General features: G+C 72.2%; 16 protein-coding genes and 1 pseudogene. 11 read left to right on the top strand and 6 right to left on the bottom strand.

Features of this window, described 5'->3' with window-relative positions; all coding sequences use genetic code 11:
* Positions 1–10 precede the first annotated feature (10 nt).
* A complete protein-coding gene (locus EKH77_RS32030) occupies positions 11–757 on the top strand; it encodes a TetR/AcrR family transcriptional regulator (protein ID WP_164737978.1) in 747 nt (248 codons plus the stop codon).
* Between the two features lie 70 nt (positions 758–827).
* On the opposite strand, the gene EKH77_RS32025 is transcribed toward EKH77_RS32030, so the two are convergent.
* The 3 genes from EKH77_RS32025 to EKH77_RS32015 all read right to left on the bottom strand — a co-directional run bounded on the left by EKH77_RS32025 (position 828) and on the right by EKH77_RS32015 (position 4460).
* Entirely contained in the window at positions 828–1955 is a 1128-nt protein-coding gene (locus EKH77_RS32025) for an amidase domain-containing protein (RefSeq protein ID WP_240667657.1), read from the bottom strand.
* A 192-nt stretch (positions 1956–2147) separates the two neighbouring features.
* Positions 2148–3398: a cytochrome P450 gene (locus tag EKH77_RS32020; protein ID WP_126917663.1), complete on the bottom strand. Its 1251-nt coding sequence runs from the start codon at positions 3396–3398 to the stop codon at positions 2148–2150.
* A 171-nt stretch (positions 3399–3569) separates the two neighbouring features.
* Positions 3570–4460 (bottom strand): DMT family transporter, encoded by an 891-nt coding sequence (locus EKH77_RS32015; RefSeq protein ID WP_206279974.1) that lies wholly within the window; start codon positions 4458–4460, stop codon positions 3570–3572.
* A 309-nt stretch (positions 4461–4769) separates the two neighbouring features.
* Between EKH77_RS32015 and EKH77_RS32010 the strand changes: the two genes are divergently transcribed.
* Positions 4770–6203, top strand: coding sequence for a phosphocholine-specific phospholipase C (locus EKH77_RS32010; protein ID WP_126917662.1), 1434 nt, complete (start codon positions 4770–4772; stop codon positions 6201–6203).
* 72 nt (positions 6204–6275) lie between these two features.
* On the opposite strand, the gene EKH77_RS32005 is transcribed toward EKH77_RS32010, so the two are convergent.
* The 3 genes from EKH77_RS32005 to EKH77_RS31995 form a co-directional block, all read right to left on the bottom strand.
* Positions 6276–7040 (bottom strand): IclR family transcriptional regulator, encoded by a 765-nt coding sequence (locus tag EKH77_RS32005; RefSeq protein ID WP_126917661.1) that lies wholly within the window; start codon positions 7038–7040, stop codon positions 6276–6278.
* A gap of 133 nt (positions 7041–7173) precedes the next feature.
* Positions 7174–7995: an SDR family NAD(P)-dependent oxidoreductase gene (locus EKH77_RS32000; RefSeq protein WP_126917660.1), complete on the bottom strand. Its 822-nt coding sequence runs from the start codon at positions 7993–7995 to the stop codon at positions 7174–7176.
* A gap of 44 nt (positions 7996–8039) precedes the next feature.
* Positions 8040–8981 carry a helix-turn-helix transcriptional regulator gene (locus EKH77_RS31995; protein WP_126917659.1) on the bottom strand — a complete coding sequence of 314 codons (942 nt, stop codon included), beginning with the start codon at positions 8979–8981 and terminating at the stop codon, positions 8040–8042.
* Positions 8982–9285: 304 nt separating this feature from the next.
* Here EKH77_RS31995 and EKH77_RS31990 point away from each other — a divergent pair, with 304 nt between their 5' ends.
* The 9 genes and pseudogenes from EKH77_RS31990 (at position 9286) to EKH77_RS31960 (ending at position 17614) form a co-directional block, all read left to right on the top strand.
* A complete protein-coding gene (locus tag EKH77_RS31990; protein ID WP_126917658.1) occupies positions 9286–10302 on the top strand; it encodes a 3-oxoacyl-ACP synthase III family protein in 1017 nt (338 codons plus the stop codon).
* Between the two features lie 119 nt (positions 10303–10421).
* Positions 10422–11132: a hypothetical protein gene (locus EKH77_RS31985; protein WP_240667656.1), complete on the top strand. Its 711-nt coding sequence runs from the start codon at positions 10422–10424 to the stop codon at positions 11130–11132.
* On the top strand, positions 11119–12885 hold the full coding sequence (locus EKH77_RS31980; protein ID WP_126917657.1) for a thiamine pyrophosphate-binding protein: 1767 nt from the start codon (positions 11119–11121) through the stop codon (positions 12883–12885). The genes EKH77_RS31985 and EKH77_RS31980 overlap by 14 nt, the downstream gene beginning before the upstream one ends.
* A 44-nt stretch (positions 12886–12929) precedes the next feature.
* Positions 12930–14282 (top strand): FAD-binding protein, encoded by a 1353-nt coding sequence (locus EKH77_RS31975; RefSeq protein ID WP_240667655.1) that lies wholly within the window; start codon positions 12930–12932, stop codon positions 14280–14282.
* Positions 14283–14308: 26 nt separating this feature from the next.
* Entirely contained in the window at positions 14309–14530 is a 222-nt protein-coding gene (locus tag EKH77_RS34205) for a BBE domain-containing protein (protein ID WP_240667654.1), read from the top strand.
* A 12-nt stretch (positions 14531–14542) separates the two neighbouring features.
* On the top strand, positions 14543–15541 hold the full coding sequence (locus EKH77_RS31970) for a histidinol-phosphate transaminase (protein WP_126917656.1): 999 nt from the start codon (positions 14543–14545) through the stop codon (positions 15539–15541).
* A gap of 123 nt (positions 15542–15664) precedes the next feature.
* Positions 15665–15919: pseudogene (locus EKH77_RS34660) on the top strand (SDR family oxidoreductase); the annotation flags it as partial.
* Between the two features lie 179 nt (positions 15920–16098).
* Positions 16099–16503 carry a hypothetical protein gene (locus tag EKH77_RS34655; RefSeq protein WP_346429107.1) on the top strand — a complete coding sequence of 135 codons (405 nt, stop codon included), beginning with the start codon at positions 16099–16101 and terminating at the stop codon, positions 16501–16503.
* Between the two features lie 61 nt (positions 16504–16564).
* Positions 16565–17614, top strand: a complete 1050-nt coding sequence (locus EKH77_RS31960; protein ID WP_206279973.1) for a methyltransferase — start codon at positions 16565–16567, stop codon at positions 17612–17614.
* Positions 17615–17655: the final 41 nt, after the last annotated feature.

The following is a 17655-nucleotide window of genomic DNA, read 5'->3' as shown; positions in this document are numbered from 1 at the left end:
GGAGGTCGCCATGGCCCGTACCGGCTCGTCCGGCTCGTCCGGCCGTCCCGCCGGGGTGGATCCGGAACGGCTCTGGTCGCGCCCCGGACGCCCGCGCCGGGGCAGGCCGCCGGCGCACAGCCGCGAGGCGATCACGGCGGAGGCCGTCGCCCTCGCCGACGCCGAGGGGCTCGCCGCGGTCACCATGCGCGCGGTCGCGGCCCGCGTCGGGGCCGGGACGATGTCCCTCTACAGCTACGTCCCCAACAAGGAGACGCTGCTGGAGCTCATGATCGATCACGTCGGCGGCGACCATTCCCTGCCTGCCGAGCCCTCCGGGGACTGGCGCGCGGACCTGCGGCGGATCGGCCGGGAACAACGCGCGATCATGCGGCGGCACCCCTGGCTGCCCGGGGCGCTGTCCGCCCGGCAGACGCTCGGCCCCAACACCCTGGGGGTCCTGGAGTACGTCCTCGCCGTGCTCGAGCCCGCCGGCCTGGACGCCCGGGCCCGGCTGGAGACCTTCAGCCTGCTCACCGGCTTCGTGGCCAGCCACGTCTCGTACGAACTGGCCCAGGAGCGGCTGATCGAGGCGACGGGCGGCGCGCCCGGCGCCCTGTTCGAGGCCCAGGCCCGCTATCTGCGGTCCGTCGCGGAGGGCGGCGACTACCCCCGGCTCGCGGCGGCCCTGGCGTCCCCGGTCGACGACTCCTCGCCGCAGGCGGTCTTCGACCGTCTCCTCGACCGCATGATCGACGGACTGACGGCGACGGCGTGACGAACGCGTCGGCCCGCCGGGGGCCGTTGCCCGGTGGGCCCCGCCGGAGCGGGACCCACCGGGCGGACCGTCAGGTGCGGTAGGCGTAGTACACCGCGTCCGGGTAGGACGCGATGATGCTCGCCAGCGACTTCCGGAAGGTGTTGGTGGAGTGGTACGTCATGTACGGGATGCCGACGCGGCTCTTGTACGTGACGATCATGGAGTGGTCCTTCGAGCCGTCACGGTCGAAGTCCATCTGGAGGATGTCGCCGACGTCCATCTGGTAGACGTTCTTCAGGTTGGTGACCCGCTTCGACGACATGGCGTACCAGGACCACTCGTTGGCGCCCACGAAGGACGTCGACTCGGCCTTGCTGTTGTACCACCACTTGCGGTAGTCCGAGTCCGAGCCGGGCTCGTCCTTCCAGCCGCCGGCCCGCAGGGCCTGGCTGATGAAGTTGGTGCAGTCGCCGCCGCCGGCGTCGTACGAGCGGTACTGGGGGTTGTAGTTCCGCCAGTACTTCTCGGCGTAGGCGGCCATGGCCTTGTAGTCGTAGCCGCCCGGCTTCTGGGACTTGGGCACCGGGCGCGCCCCCCAGGATATGGAGGCCGGGGTGGCCTTGGGGAAGCCCTCGGTGTCCTTGGCGGGAGCGGCCGGAGCGGTCTGCGGCTGGTTGATGGCACCCGGGCCGTCTTCCTGGGCCTTGAGATCCGTCAGCTCCCACTTGCCACCCTTGCCGCGGGTGAAGGTGAGGGTGTGGTGGGAGGTGAAGCCGGTGGTGCCCGGCTCGTCGCCGTGCACCTTCTTGTACGTCAGGACGGTGGTCTCGGTGACCTCGACCGTGGCGCGGTCGCCCTTGACCGTCGTCTTGTCCGTCGTGACCTTGGTGTCGGCGTTGGAGTACGCCTCACCGAGGGAGGCGAGGCGCTTCTTGCGGGTGTACAGCGAGGACACACCACGGCCCTCGGTCCTCTCCATACCGCTGGAGAGGCGCACCTTCTTCTCCTGCGGGGCGTTGTAGCCCCGCTCCTGCTGTCCGTCCACGAGTGCCGCCGTGCGCTGGGTCAGCACGTCGTCGGCGATGCGGCCGAAGGCCGCCGTGGTGGCGCCGTCGACCTTGTGGTCTTCGGACGCGTTCGCGCCGGGCAGCAACAGGGCGGAGGCACCCACTGCCAGCGTCGCACCGATGGCGATGCTCAGTGTTCTCTTCTTCACGAAGTTTCCCCTTGTCACCCGGTCCGTTCGGACCGGGAGTCGGAATCTTCGCATGAGTTTTCGTACCGTCGGTCACATGGTCGACTCAAGCACCAAAAATCCCTGTTCAAGGGGGTGTACGGGAGCCCGGAGATCTTGGGGCGTACCGTGGGAACCGGTCAACCGGAATGCGCTCGGCGCCGCTTGCGGGGGTCACCACTCCACGGTGAACCGGGCGGGGGCGATGACGTTGATGCCCTGTTCGTACACAGGTGTCCGCTCCGCGACCCGGCGCATTCCCGGGTGGCGGCGCATGAGCGCGGCGACGCCGGCGCGGGTCACCGTCCGGGCGAGGTTCACACCGAGGCAGTAGTGCAGCCCGTGGGAGAAGTGGAGACTGGTGCCGAGGTGGGGACGGTGGGGGTCGAAGGAGTCCGGGGCGGCGAAGTGCCGTTCATCCCGGTTCGCCGAGGCCGTCAGGGCCCAGACGGCCGAGCCCGCCGGGATGCGGACCCCCTCGACCTCCACATCGGCGGCGGTGGCGCGGAAGACCCCCGTGGCCAGACCGGAACGGCGGAGGGTCTCGTCGAACAGGGCGTCGAAGCGGCCGGGTTCCGCCCGCAGCCCCTCCCAGCGGCGCCGGTCGCGGAGCAGCTCGTCGCACATGTTGATCAGGGCGAAGCTGCTCGGCCGGATGCCGGCGGTGATGATGTCGAAGCTGAAGAGGCTGACGAGCTCCTCGTCGGTGTAGTCCGCCTCCTTCTGGGACACCTTCCGGGTGAGCAGGCTGATCAGATCGTCCCCGGGGCGGCCGCGACGCTCGTCGATGACCCCGGCCAGGTACTCCTCCCACGCGCGGATGTCCTTGGCGTAGTCGAGCTGGACGTCCGGGGCGGGCCTGCCGAAGAAGAAGTCGTTGAGGGCCCGGTGGCCGCGCAGGACGCGGTCGCGGTCACCGGCCGGGAAGCCGGCCAGCTCGATGACGACGCTGTTCGCCAGCGGGCGGGCGTACGACTCGACCAGGTCGGCCGGGGGCCGGTTGGGCATCCCGTCGAGGTGCCGGTCGGCGATCGCGCGGATGCGCTCCTCCAGGCGCGCCACGCCCCGGAACGAGAAGTACTGGGTGAGCGGCCTGCGCAGCCGGTCGTGCACCGGCTGGTCGTCGAACCCCATGTTGGGGGCCGAGAAGGTGCTGGTGGCGGCGAGGATCTCGCGGACCTCGGGCGGGTAGCTCGCCAGGATGAAGGACCGGGTGGCGGCGGGGAAGCGCCGGGGGTCCTTGAGGATCCTCGCGACGTCGTCGTACCGCGACACGATCCACATGTTCAGCTCTTCGCTGAAGAACACCGGGGCCTCGTCCCGCAGCCGCTTCATCACCGGGTACAGATCCGGCGAACCGGGCGTGAGGAACACCGCCGACACGGCCGCGGAAGTGAGGGGGCTGATCTCGGTCGACTCCGGCACGTTCCAGCCCGCCCTCGTTGGTGCTCGTCGGTCCACCCGTGGGGATCCCCGCGATGCCCTGGATCCCCACAACAGTGCATATCAACGTATCAACGCTGAATGCTCCCCAGAAGGCCGGGATTCACCGGTCCTTCGGTGCGACCCCCGGTCCGTCGTCCGGCCCATCGCCGGCTACGCCTCGTCGGTTACGTCCTCGTCGGCCGGTTCCTTCAGGACCCGCGGCTCCACTCCCGGCAGGGCCAGCACCCCGGCCGTCACCAGCAGGGCGCCGACCGCCGCGGGGAGCAGCCACCACCCGGTGCGGATGCGCTCCCCGTACACCAGGAGCCCCAGCGTCAGACTGACCGAGGCGTCGCCCAGGGTGAGGGCGGGCTGCGAGGCGATCAGCGGGCCGGACTCGACGGCGTTCGACAGCAGGAACAGCGAGCAGGCCCCGGACGCGGCGAAGGCGTACGTCTGCCACGTGGTGAAGAAGGCGGCGGCGCCGTGCGCGGCGAAGGCGTGGACGGCGGCCTTCATCAGCGCGGCGGTCAGCGCGTAGCCGATGGCCGCGGCGGTGCCGAAGAGCGCGGCCCGGGCCCGGCCCCGGGGGCGTCGCAGGGCCGCGCCGACGCACAGCGTCATCGCGCCGGCGGCGACGGCCAGGGTCAGCCCCCAGAGCCCGAGGCCGACGCCGGCGTGCCCACCGGAGGGCGAGGCCGCCGCCAGCGCCATCCCGATCCCGGCGGTGACGGCGATGACGGCGGCCCACCCCCGGCCCGGCAGCCGGCGCCGGAAGGCCACGCCGGCGATGAGCAGCGCGAAGGGGAGCTCGGTGACGAAGATCGGCTGGACCAGGGCCAGCGAGCCCATCGTCAGGGCCAGCGCCTGACAGACCGCCGCGCAGAGGATGGCCGCGATGCCGCCGAACCACACGGGCTGGTGGAGCAGATGGCGGACCAGCCTGAGACTGAAGGCGTCGTCCTTGGGCGCGGTCCGTGCCGCCGCGCGCTGGAGCACCATGGCGGTGGCGTTGCTCACGGCCGCCAGCACGGCGAAGAGAGCGGCGAACGGCGCTGACACGGAAAGGCTCCTCCGACGGGGCGGGGCGGGGCCGGGGCGGCTGTCGCTGACGACACTGGCAGAGCGGTGGGGCGGGGCGGGCCGGCCACGCGCGGGCCGGCCACGCGATTCCGTCGTCCGGCCGCTGACGCCACGGGCTCCCGGGCGCCCCCGAGGCCCGAGCACCAGCGGATGTATGCGCCATCTCCCGCCCCTTTACGGCCAATTGACACCTTGTTCACTTCCTCCCCCCTGCCCCTGACGTGTGGGCGCCGGGAGAGTCGTAGCGGTCATTCGTGTGGCACCGCGCGACTCCAGGGAGGGATCCCCATGCCCGACATCACCCGGCGCAGGCTCCTCGGCACGGCGGCCGGTACGGCCGCGAGCGCGGCGGCGCTGTCGCTGCTGCCGTCGAGCGTCCAGCAGGCGGTGGCCGCCGGCCCGGCGCGACGTGGTTCGCTCGAGGACATCCGGCACGTGGTCCTGCTGATGCAGGAGAACAGATCCTTCGACCACTACTACGGCACGCTCAAGGGCGTCCGCGGCTTCGCCGACCCCGACGCCCTGAAGCTCCCCGACGGGCGCAGCGTCTTCCACCAGCCCGACGCGCAGAACCCCAAGGGCTATCTGCTGCCCTTCCACCTCGACACGCGCAAGACGAAAGCGCAGGCCATCCCGTCCACCGACCACTCCTGGCGGATCCAGCACGAGTCGTGGAACGGCGGGAAGATGGACCGCTGGATGCCGGCGCACCGCAGAGCCGACGCCGACGGCAAGAACGCCCCGTACGTGATGGGCTACCACACCCGCGAGGACATCCCGTTCCAGTTCGCCCTCGCCGAGGCCTTCACCATCTGCGACAACTACTTCTGCTCGGTCTTCGGGCCGACCTGGCCCAACCGGCTGTACTGGATGACCGGCACCAACGACCCGTCGGGCACCCGGGGCGGCCCGGTCATCAGCAACACGGCCCCCACGCCGTACCGCTGGACCACCTACCCCGAGCGGCTGGAGGCGGCGGGGGTCAGCTGGCGCGTCTACCGGCAGGAGGACGACTACGGGACGAACCTGCTGGAGCAGTTCCAGCAGTTCAAGAACGCGAAGCCGGGCAGCCCGCTGTACGAGCGGGGGCTGCGCGCGTCCGCCGAGGGCACGTTCGAGGACGACGCGCGCAACGACCGGCTGCCGGCCGTCTCCTGGTTGCTGCCCACCACCGCCGGCTGTGAGCACCCCGACTCGATGCCCGCCGCGGGCGCGGACTTCATCGCGAAGAAGCTGGAGGCGATCGCCGACAACCCCGAGGTGTGGCGGAAAACCGTCTTCATCCTGAACTTCGACGAGAACGACGGGCTCTTCGACCACGTGCCCCCGCCCGTGCCGCCGAAGGGCACCAAGGACGAGTTCGTGGGCGGCCTGCCGATCGGCGGGGGCTTCCGCGTGCCCTGCCTGGTCGTCTCGCCGTGGACGGTGGGCGGCTGGGCCGCCGGGGAGGCCTTCGACCACACCTCCGTGCTGCGCTTCCTGGAGCGCTGGACGGGGGTGCGGGAGCCCAACATCAGCGCGTGGCGGCGCCGTACCTTCGGTGACCTCACCTCGGCCTTCGGTTTCGGCTCGCCCGCCGCGACCCCGCCCGCGCTACCGGGCGACACCGAGGAGCGGCTGCGCCAGGCCGAGTGGGACGTCGCCCATCTGCCGGCGCCCACGTTCCCGGGGGCCGCGCAGCGGCCGCCGACGCAGGAGCCGGGTACGCGGCCGCGGCGGTAGGCGACACCGGCGGTGTGGCGCCGGTCCCGCGCGGGGCCGGCGCCACGGGCTCGCCGCGGGATGTCGCGTCGTTCACGACGCCCGCGCGGGTGCCATGGGAGGCCGTACGGGCGCGGGGTCCCGCAGGCCCGCGCTGACGGCCCGGCCCGTCCGGGCGACGGCGCGGGCGAGCCGTCCCAGGTCGTGGGCCGGGTCGACCATCGCGCACAGCCCGGCGACGGCCTCGCCGCCCGGAGCCGTCAGCGGCACGGCGACACAGCACACGCCGGGCACCAGCTCCTCCCGGTCCAGGGCCACTCCCCCGTCGCGGATGGCCATGGCCTCCCGTCGCCAGGAGGCCGGCAGCGGGTCCAGTGGCACCCTCGGCGACGCGGCGGCCACCAGGACCTTTCCGGCGGCGGCGTACCAGGGCCAGGTCGCGCCCGGCTGGAAGGGCGCCAGGTGGTCCACCATGCCGGGCACGCCCTGGACGGCGAGGGTCCGGCCCTCGCGCAGCACGCAGATCCCGACCGAGGCGCCGGTGGCCCGCGCCAGCCGGCGCATCGGGCCGCGCGCCGCCGCGCACAGCCCGGGTGGCGGCTGCCAGCCCAGCCCGAGGCGGAACATCCGTGACCCCATCCGGTACCGGGTGCCGTGATGTTCGACGACACCGAGGTCGACCAGCTGCTCCAGGAGCCGGTACGCCGTGGTCTTGGGCAGCCCGCTGTCGGCCGACAGCGCGGTCAGCCCGGCCTCCCCGGCCTGCCCCAGGGCTTCCAGCAGGGCGAACGCCCCCTCGAGAACACCCCGTCCGGGAACCGGCCGCTCGCCGGTCCCCCCGGCCGCGGATCTGGCCATCGCCGGTCCCCTTCCGAGGTCGTCCTCCGTATGCCGCCGTCCGGAACGAGTGAACTCCTCGGGGCTAAACGCGCCCTAAATGCGCTGGCCGCCCGGCGGCGGAGCCGCGGCCACCGTCCGGGCCGGGGCGGCGTCACATCGCCGCGCCGTCGCGGGCCTCGATACGGAAGCCGAACGCGGCGGTGCCGGGGTCGACCGCCGTCGCGCCGCCGTCGACGGTGAGGGTGGCGCCGTTGACGAAGGAGGCGGCGGGCGACAGCAGCCAGGCGATCGCCTCGGCCACCTCCTCCGGCGCACCGGGGCGCCCCGCCGGAAGGAGCCGGGTCGCCTCCTCGTACGCCGCGTCGGTGCCGCCCTCCCCCAGGCCCGTCTCCTCGGCGAAGCGGGCCATGCGGCGGTCGGCCATCTCGGTGCGGATCCAGCTGGGGCAGACGGTGTTGGCGCGCAGCCCCCGGTGGCCGTAGTCGACGGCGAGGGAGGAGCAGAGCTGGCGCAGGGCCGCCTTCGAGGTGGCGTACGCGGCGTTGGCCGTGCCGTTGCGCAGCGCGGAGACCGAGGCGACGGCCACCACGGAGCCCCGGGTCTCCAGCAGGTGCGGCAGGGCGGCGCGCAGGAGCAGGAAGGGGCCGGTGAGGTTGGTGCTGATGACGGTGTCCCAGTCCTCGACCGAGAGGTCGCCGACGGCGCCGCCGCGGCCGACGCCGGCGTTGAGCACCACGCCGTCGAGCCGTCCGTAGGCGGTCAGGGCGGCGTCGACGAGGCCCGCGACGGCCTCGGGGTCGGCGGCGTCGGAGGGGTGGGCCAGGGCCCCGGTCTCCTCGGCGACGCGCCGCAGCGGCTCGGGGCGGCGTCCGGAGATCACCACCTGGTGCCCGGCCGCGCGCAGGAGCCGGGCCGTGGCGGCGCCGATGCCCGTCCCGCCGCCGGTCACGAGGACAACGCGCTGATCGGTCATGGTCGTACCGCCTCCGGAGCTGATCGCTGACATATCGTCAAAGATCATACGGACGCGGTGCCGGGCCGGCCCTGCCGCTCCGGGGCGCCCAGCAGCCCCACCTGCGCGGCGCGGGCGCCGGCCTGGAAGCGGCTGACGGCGCCGAGCTCCGCCATCGCGGCCTTCATGTAACGGCGGCACGTTCTGGTGGAGATGGCGAGCCGGCGGGCGATCACCTCGTCCTTCAGGCCGGCCGCCATCAGCCGCAGCACGGTGCGGTTCAGCTCGTCGACGACCTTCTCGTACTGGGCCTCCCGAGGGTCGAAGGGCTGGGCGAGGACCCAGACGTCCTCGAAGCGGCGGTGCATGAAGTCGGCGACCGTCGCGTTGGTGACCATCGCCGCGCCGCCGTCGGTGCCGTCCTCCGGCGCCTGGGGCACGAAGGCCACGGACCGGTCGAAGACCACGACGTACTCGCAGACCTCGGCGCTGGTGCGCACCTCGGCGCCGGCCTCGGCGGCCTGGCAGACGAAGGCGCGGGTGGCCAGGCTGGCCCGTTCGGCGTGCTGGTGGACGACGCGCATCCGCACGCCCCTGCGCAGCAGGGCGAGGCTCCACTCGCGGGTGTGGCGGACGGCGTCCGTGTCGCGGCCGCCGTTCGGCTGGATCATCACGGCCTCGTCGCGGCAGCGCCGGGCGGCCGCGGCGAGTTGGCGCCGGACCTCCTCGGGGTCGTGGATGGTGCGGGTGCCGTCCGGCGGGTGGGGCGAGGGGGCGCTGTCGAGGTAGACGGGCAGCAGCGCGTGGAGCTGGCCGCGGACGTGGGCGATGCGCCGCTCGTGCTCGTGGATGTCGCGTTCGAGCGGGGCGACCACGACGGCCTCGGCCAGTTCGGGGTGGACGGGGACGAGCGGGCCGCCGGCCCCGGTCGCGGAGAGCAGCCCCATGCCGTGGAGGGTGTCACGGGCCCGGGCCAGTTCGTCCGGCGGGACGCCGAGCCTTTCCATGATCGCGACTTCGTCGAAAGAACCGTGTCGCAGGGCCAGTGTGTAGACGGAAACGCAGGTCGAATCCAGATCGCTCAACTTTGCCCCCCGGCATTCTCAATGTCCTTGTTCGCTCCCACGCTTTCCGCTTGTTGCCAGGTCACTATAGGACACCTCTATCCGGTTGTTGCCAGGTCACTATAGGACAGCGGGACGTCATGGCCCGGAGAGCGTCGGCGCCCGCATACTCGAGGTGTCGGGGCCGGTGCTGCGGCACTCACCCGTGCCCGCGACGGCTGAAGTTGCTACATGGGGGGACTACGGGGTGCGCAACAACCGGGCGAACTTTGCCCAGATCATCGATGTCGTCAACTTCCTCCCCGAGCGAATCGTCACCAATGGGTCGCAGTCGGCCGGTGACGAGCTCGGGGACGACCCGTTTTTTCGGGGGGTGGCGGAGCGCCGCTTCGCCTCCCCGGACCACAGCTCCGCCGAACTCGGCGCGCTCGCCGTGGAGAAGCTGCTGAACCGTACGGGTGTGGCCGCCACGGACGTGGATCTCATCATCTACAACTGCGTCTTCAACGACACCTTCTGGCCGGGCATCGGCCCGGCGGTGCAGAAGGCCGTCGGCGCGGACCGCGCGATGATCCTCCAGGTGGACACGAGCTGCTGCTCCTGGCTGTCCGGGGTGCGGACGGCCGCCGCCTTCATCGAGTCCGGGCAGCACCGCAACGTCGTGGTGCTCACCGTCACCAACTTCGTCTCCCGCCTGCCGGAGTTCCAGAAGTCCTCGCGCTCGCGCGTCCTGGGCGACGGTGCCACCGCGACCTTGCTGGCACCCGGAGAGCAAACGATTCTCTCCACGTACGAGCGGTCGCACGGGGAGAACTACGGGCTGCTGCGCTTCGAACCCGATGAGGTCGACGGGCAGTTCCGGCAATTCTGGGAGCGCGGCTGCGGCCCCATCACGGTCAACTTCACGCGTGAGCGCATCGACGCGCTGCGTGAGAACGCGATGCGCCTGGTGCCGGAGGCCGTGGGGATCAGCCTCGACCGGGCCGGGCTGGAGAGCCGGGACGTCTCGCTCCTCATCACCCACCAGCCGAACGACGAATATCTCGCCGAGTGGCGCCGACGCTGTGGCATCGAACCACCGCGCACGCACGACACGCTGGCCAAGTACGGGAATCTCTTCGCGGGATCGATCCCGGTGACCCTGGCCGACGCGCTGGACAACTCCCTGGTCAAGCCGGGTGACATCCTTGCCCTCGGCACCTTCTCCAACGGCGGGGACATGGTCAGCGCCATGACGCTGCGCTGGCCCGCCGCCCGCGCGTGAGCACCACCGGATACGGTGTGCCGCTCCGCTGATTTCCGGGAATTCACATACGGCTTCTTGACGGCCGTTGAAACACCGTTCCCACAACCTTTCCGGACCACAGTATTCAAGGAGGCGTCATGACGCCTGAACCGAATCCCGCCGCGCCCGCCGACGATTCCGACCTGGCCCGGCTCGATCTCATTCGCTGTGAGAACACCGACGCGGAAGAGATCCACAAACTGATGCTCGGCATGACCAAGGAAACCTATTCGCACGAGGAGATATTCGGCCCCTACTGCACGCTCGGCGAGCACATAGACGTCCCCTTCGACGTGGTCTTCGACTATCTCGCCGACATCCGTTCCCTGGAGGAATGGTCGTACAGCATGCGGGAGCTGAGGCACATCGGCGGCGGGCTCTACCGGGGCCGGGAGGCCATCCAGCCCAACACCGAGATCTTCATCCGGGCGGAGGTCACCAAGGGCCCGCAGCACGGCCAGGTGGTCTGGCCCTGCGCCTGGGACCAGGGGCAGGAGCTCTGGATGCGCTACTACTTCACCATCATCGACGCCTGGCCGACCCTGCGCCGTCCCGGCACGGTGATCATCTGGACCAACTGCCGCCACCCCTACTACGACCGTGAGGTCACGGACGTGCCGGAGTACATCGCCGCCGGCCGGGCGCGCACCGACCGGTACTGGGTCGGTGACATCTGGCCGCAGTTCGACGCGATCCACAAGGTGGAGATGGCCAACCTCAAGCGCATCCTCGAGCACCGGTTCTCGGTCGGCGCCGTCGGCCCGGCCGGTTCCCCCAGCGTGTCGGGACCGAACGATGCGACTGGATGACGCGCTGGTCAGCACGCTCCGCGACTGGGACGTCCGCTATGTCTTCGGGGTCAGCGGGGCCAACATCGAGCACGTCCACGACGCCATCCACCGCCTCGGCGGCGACCGGCTGCGGTCGGTGATGGCGCGGCGCGAGGACGGCGCCGCGTTCATGGCCGACGGCCGGGCGCGGGTCCACCGCACCCTCGGCGTCTGCTGCGCCACCTCCGGTGGCGGCATGGTCAACCTGCTGGCCGGGCTCGCCGAGTCCTACGCGGAGTCGGTCCCGGTGCTCGCCCTCATCGGGCAGCCGCCGCTCCATCTGGAGGGGCGCGGCGCGTTCCAGGACTCGTCCGGGATCGGCCGCACCGTCGACGCGGTCGGGCTGCTGCGGGCCACCACCAAGCGCGTCGCCAAGATCGAGGACCCGGCCGACTTCTGGCCCGAGCTCCACGCCGCCGCGGTCGCGGCGCTCACCGGCCGGCCCGGCCCGGTGGCGCTGCTGCTGCCCCGGGACGTCTTCGAGAGGGCCGTGGGGCCACGCCCCGAGGACTTCCCGGCCGAGCTGTCCGCGCTGCTCGCGCCCGCCGAGGCCGCCCCGCACACCGTCCGCCCGCTGTTCGACGCGCTGCGCTCGGCCGAGCGCCCGGCGCTGCTCATCGGGCACGGGGTGCGTCGCGGCGGCGCCTCTGACGTCGTCACCGAGTTCGCCCGCCGCGCGGGCGTCCCGGTGGTCGCCACCATGGCGGCGCGCGGCGAGTTCCCCAATGACGACCCGCTGTTCCTGGGCGTGGCGGGCGTGGTGGGGCACCCTTCCGCGCACCGCTACCTGAAGGAGTCGGACCTGGTCGTCGCGGTCGGCACCGGGCTCGGTGTGATGACCCGGGGGCCGCTGGGCCCGCTGGACCCGGCGCGCCTGGCCGTGGTCAACATCGACCCCGGGGAGGCGGAGCGGGCCACCGCGCCCGGCCTGGTCGTCGCGCGGGACGCCGGCGCCGTCTTCCGTACGCTGCTGGAGCTGCTCGACGCCGAGCCGTTCACGGCGGCGCCGCCCGACGGCTACGAGCTGCTCCGCTACCGTCCGCGGCTGGCGCCCGACGCGGGCGGGGAGCCCTCGCCGCGCACCGCCCGCGACACCCTGCGGCAGAGTCAGGCGATCCGGGCCCTCGAGCCCTACCTGCCGCGCGACGGCCACATCGTGCTGGACGCGGGCAACTGCGCCTCGGCCGCGATCCATCTGGCGCACGTGCCGGAGGGCGCCTCGTCGACCATCGCGCTGGGCATGGGCGGCATGGGCTACAGCATCGCCGCGGCCATCGGCGCCCAGCTGGGCTCGGCGCCGGGCACCCGGTCGGTGGTCCTCTGCGGGGACGGGGCGTTCCTGATGAACGGCTTCGAGGTGCACACCGCCGTGGCCGAGCGGCTGCCCGTGCTGTACGTGGTCTTCAACAACAACATGCACGGCATGTGCGTCACCCGGCAGCAGACGTTCTTCGACTCGCGGCTGGAGGCCGTGCGCTACCCGCCGCTGGACGTGGCCACGGTGGCGTACGGGCTGGGCGGCCCAGACCGGCTCTGGGTCGGCACCGCCGGCACCCTCGACGAGCTCCACGTCCGGCTCGCCGACTACCACGACGCCCACGCGCATCTGCCGGGCGTCCTCGAACTGCGGCTCCCGGTCGAGGAGGTGCCGCCCTTCGCGGCCTTCCTCCCGGAGGACGAGCCGACGTACGCCGTCGGCCGCCGCACCGACAGCCGGGTACTCGCCGGCTGAGCACCAGGAAACACCGCCACCGGAAAACAATCAGGGGGAGAAAGATGGAGCAGGACACTCGCCGTGTCGTCGACACCGGGGAGGCCGCCGTCGGCGGCGTCGCGCTCGGTACGGCACCGCCCGCCGCGGTCCTGGACGACGCCGCGCGGGCCGGGGCGGTAGCCGTCGCGCCCGGCGACGCCCGCTACGCGGACCTGCGGCGCGGGTACAACCAGCGGTGGATCTCGAACGCGGAGTCCATTCGTCTGGTCCACACCCGGCGCCAGGTGGAGGACGCGGTCCGCGAGGCGTTCGCGGCCGACAAGAAGATCGCGATCCGTAGCGGGGGGCACTGCTACGAGGGCTTCGGCATCGACGCCAAGCTCCTCCTCGATCTGTCGCACATGAACGCCGTCTACTTCGACGAGCGGCGCGGCGCCTTCGCCATCGAGCCGGGCGCGACGCTCGGCGAGGTGTACCGGGCGCTGTACAAGGCCTGGGGCGTCACCATCCCCGGCGGCGCCTGCCCGTCGGTGGGCATCGGCGGGCACATCGCGGGCGGCGGCCACGGTCCGCTGTCGCGGCTGCACGGCCTGACCGTCGACTACCTCCACGCCGTCGAGGTCGTCACCGTCAACGCCGCGGGCAAGGTCGTCACCCTCGTGGCCACCCGCGAGGACTGGGAGGAGGGCCGGCCCAAGGGCGCGCTGTGGTGGGCCCACACCGGCGGTGGCGGCGGCAACTTCGGCGTCGCCACCCGCTACTGGTTCCGCGCCCCGGGTGTGCAGGGGAACGACCCGGCCACGCTGCTGCCCAAGCCGCCCGGGGAAGTCTTCCTCTCGACGGTCACCTGGCAGTGGGCCGAGGTGACGGAGGAGAGCTTCACCCGGCTGGTGCGCAACTACAGCACCTGGTGCGAGAACAACAGCGCCGCGGACTCGCCGTACGCCGCCCTCTACAGCCAGTTCATGCCGACGCCGCGCGCGGCGGGCTCGTTCTCCATGATCGCGCAGTTCGACGCCACGCGGCCGGACTCCGAACAGTTGCTGAACGACTTCCTCGCGGCGGTGAGCGCGGGCACCGGCCTGACGCCCAAGACGCAGGTCCTGCGACTGCCGTGGCTCCACGCCACGATGTGGCCGAGCCTGACGGGGCCGAACACCCCCACGTTCAGTTTCAAGGCCAAGTCGGCCTACCAGCGCGCCTGCCTGCCGGACGAGCAGCTGCGGGCCATGTACCGGCACCTCGGGGGTGAGGTCGCCTACGGCAACCCGGCCGCCCGCCTCCTCATGATCACCTTCGGGGGAAAGATCAACACCCGCCCCCGGGAGGCCACGGCCTACCCGCACCGCGACTCGGTGATGGAGCTCCACTACGTCACCACCTGGGTGCCCGGCACGGACGAGGCCCCCACCTGAAGTGGCTCCGGGACTTCTACGCGGACGTGTACGCGCCGACCGGCGGCGTGCCCGTGCCCAATGACGTCACCAACGGCTGCTACGTCAACTACCCGGACACCGACCTCGACGACCCGGCGTACAACAGCTCGGGCCTGTCGGCCCACCAGCTCTACTACGCCGCCAACCTCGAGGCCCTGGTCGCGGCCAAGCAGGCCTTCGACCCGCACGACGTCTTCCGCCACGCCCAGTCCATACCGGTGAAGTGAGGTCGGAGAAGGATGACGCGATTACACGAGCTCCGGCTGCACCTCAACGAGAACCCCTACCCGCCACTGCCCGAGGTCCGCGAGGCCCTCGCGGCGCAGCTGGACGCGGTCAACCGCTATCCGGAGTTCACCCCGGTCACGCTCGTCGGGATGATCGCCGACTGGCTGGGGGTCGCCCGTGAGGCGGTGGCGGTCGGCAACGGTTCGGTCGGGATCGCGCTCCAGGTCCTCGACCTGTGCACGGGACCGGGCGACGAGGTGGTGTACGGGTGGCGGTCGTTCGACGCGTATCCCATCATCACGCGGATGGCCGGGGCCGAGGCCGTGCAGGTGCCGCTGACGGCCGCCGGTGAGCAGGACCTCGACGGAATGCTCGCCGCGGTCACACCGCGGACCAGGGTCGTGGTGCTGTGCAACCCGCACAACCCGACGGGCACGGTCTTCGACCGCATCGCGCTGAAGTCCTTCCTCGCGGCCCTGCCGGAGCGCGTCACGGTCGTCCTGGACGAGGCGTACCACGAGTTCGCCCGCGACCCCGGGATCCCCGACGGGCTGGACCACCTCGCGGACCACCCCAACCTCCTGGTCCTGCGCACCTTCTCCAAGGCCTACGGGCTGGCCGCGCTGCGCGTCGGCTACTGCGTCGCGGCGCCGGAGCTCGCGGGGCGGCTGCGGGAGGCGTCGCTGCCGTACGGCATCAGCCCGCTCGCCCAGGTCGGGGTGGCGGCGTCGCTGGGGGCGCGGGAGCAGCTCACGGCGCGCGTCGACGCGATCGTCGGCGAGCGCGACCGGCTGCGCGAGGGGCTCGCCCGTCTCGGCTGGCACAGCTTCCCGAGCCACGGCAACTTCCTGTGGCTCGGGGCCGGGGACGCGAGCGAGCGCCTCGCGGCGGCGCTGGGCGGGGCCGGGGCGCTGGTGCGCTGCTACCCGGGCGAAGGCGTGCGGCTGACCGTGGGCCTGCCCGAGGCCAACGACCTCGTCCTGCGCGCCGCCGGACCGGCGGCCGCCTGACGAAAGGCCCCTCCCTTCACGGGGAGGGGTCCCACCGCGTCCGGCCGAACCTCGGGCCGGCTGCACCACTGAAGGAAAAACCCATCGATCGGGCAACCGATCGCGGAGCACGGGAAGGACGAGATGAGCGAGACATTCTTGGTGCTGGGCGCCACCGGCAAGACCGGCCGCCGGGTGGCGGACCGGCTGCGGGAGGCAGGGAAGACGGTACGTGCCGCGAGCCGGAGCGGTGAGACGCGCTTCGACTGGCAGGACGAGTCGACCTGGGCGGCGGCGCTGGACGGCGTCCACGCCGTCTACCTGGTGGCACCGACCGTGCCGAGCCAGGCGTGGGCCGTGGTCCCGCCGTTCGTGCGGCAGGCCGTGGCGGCGGGCGTCCGCCGGCTGGTGCTGCTGTCGGCGCGCGGCATCGACGCGGCGGGCGACGAGAAGTTCCTGACCTCCGAGCGCGCGGTGCGGGACTCGGGGCGGAGTGGACGATCCTGCGCCCGACGTGGTTCGCGCAGAACTTCAGCGAGGCGTTCTTCCTCCCGCAGATCCTGGAGGGCGTCCTCGCGGTGCCCACCGGTGAGGGCAAGGAGCCCTTCATCGACGTCGAGGACATCGCCGACGTGGCCGTGGCCGCGCTCACCGAGGACCACCACGCGAGCAAGGTCTACGAGCTGTCCGGGCCGGAGGCGCTGACCTTCGGCGAGGCCGCCGGGAAGATCGCGGCGGTGCTGGGCCGGGAGATCCGCTTCGTGGACCTCGACGGCGAGGCCTTCCTCAAGGGCTCGGTCGAGGCCGGTGTCCCGGAGGAGCACGCCGGGGTGTTGCTGGGCCTGTTCACGGCCATCCGCAACGGCTTCGACGCGCACCTGAGCACCGGTGTCCGGGACGCGCTGGGCCGTGAGCCCCGGAGCTTCGACGCGTACGCGCGCGCGGCCGCCGGAGCGGGCGCCTGGGCCGGCCAGGCCCGCTGATCACGTCCACACACGCGGTGGCCGGCACCGGCGGGTGCCGGCCACCCGGGGAGGAGGTCGTATGAACACCCACTCGTACACCGGCGTCCAGCCGCTGACCCCGGCGCCCCTGATGGCGATCGCGGACGGCTTCCGCGTCGCCAAGGTGCTCGCGGTCGCGCTCGACTTCGACCTGTTCACCAAGCTCAGCGGCGGCGAGGGCACCACGCCCGAGGAGTTCGGCAGCGCCGAGGGGCTCGCCCCGCGCCCCGCGACGCTGCTGCTGACCGCGTGCGCCTCGCTCGGGCTGCTCGACAAACGGGACGGACGGTACGTCAACTCGGAGCTGTCCGAGGAATTCCTGGTGCGCGGCAAGCGCTACTTCTTCGGCGACCTGGTCACCTTCACCGACCGGCGCGAGTACGACGCGTGGGGCAAGCTCGACGTCGCCCTGCGCACCGACCGGCCCAACACCTGGGACCCGGACACCGAGCAGACGCTGTTCGACCCGCAGGACGAGCACATGGCGGAGCTCTTCCCCAAGGCGGCGCACTCCGGTGCGGTGTTCACCGCCCGGGCGATGGCCCTGTCGCACGACTTCGGCGCCTACCGGAGGCTGCTGGACGTCGGCGGCGGGCTGGGCTCCTTCTGCGGCGAGTTGTGCGCGCACCACCCGAACCTGCGGGCCACCGTCTACGACCTGCCGTTCGTCAGCGGGATGGCCGAGAAGCGGCTGGCGGAGACGGAGGTGGGCGACCGGGTGGACGCGCTGGGCGGGGACTTCTTCGCCGACGGCCTGCCCACCGGCTACGACGCCATCCTGCTGACCAACATCCTCCACGACTGGAGCGACGAGGAGAGCGCGCGGATCCTGGCGAAGTGCCACGACGCGCTCGGCTCCGGGGGCGAGGTCATCATCGGCGAGGCGTTCCTCGACGACGACGGCACCGGTCCGGTCGCGGGTGCCGTGGCGGGCCTCAACATGCTCGTCGAGACGGCCGCCGGCACCAACCGCAGCCGTGCCGCCTACACCGAAATGCTGAACCGGGCGGGCTTCACGGACGTCCGCCGGCTCGGGCTCGTCGTCGACGCCCCGCTGATCAACGGGGCGCTGGTGGCGCGCAAGGCCTGAACGTTTCTGTCCGGCGGCCCGGGTCCAGGGGGAGACCAGGG

Origin of the sequence: Streptomyces luteoverticillatus, from assembly GCF_003970715.1 — a bacterium.
In the GTDB taxonomy this organism is placed as follows: Bacteria; Actinomycetota; Actinomycetes; order Streptomycetales; family Streptomycetaceae; genus Streptomyces; species Streptomyces abikoensis.
Note: the sequence above shows the minus strand (reverse complement) of the source record. Positions and strands in the feature narration are given on the sequence as shown.